Raw genomic sequence first — 240 nt, 5'->3', positions numbered from 1 at the left:
CTTTATAAACAAGGCTGGGGGTTTGATAATTTATACGCCACGGGCACACGTTCAGTACGTGGAATTGAGGCAGTAATTACAGGGTTTACACCAACGCCTTCGCGTGCAGTTGTTAAGCTTGATAAATCACAACGCGACTTTTTTACCATTGCTGATTTTTTAGCGAAGCAAAATTACAACACGCAGTTCATTTATGGTGGCGAAAGCCATTTTGATAACATGCGCAGCTTCTTTTTAGGC

At 42.1% G+C, this 240-nt stretch carries 1 protein-coding gene; it reads left to right on the top strand.

The window, feature by feature from the left end; genetic code table 11:
• Nucleotides 1-240, top strand: a 240-nt coding sequence (locus AAEY68_RS21635; RefSeq protein ID WP_350586891.1) for a sulfatase-like hydrolase/transferase, incomplete at both ends; no start/stop codon positions are given.

Origin of the sequence: Pseudoalteromonas sp. RB2-MNA-CIBAN-0110, from assembly GCF_040309305.1 — a bacterium.
GTDB classification, from domain to species: domain Bacteria; phylum Pseudomonadota; class Gammaproteobacteria; order Enterobacterales; family Alteromonadaceae; genus Pseudoalteromonas; species Pseudoalteromonas arctica.
The sequence above is the reverse complement of the archived record's forward strand: the minus strand, read 5'-3'. Positions and strand labels throughout refer to the sequence as shown.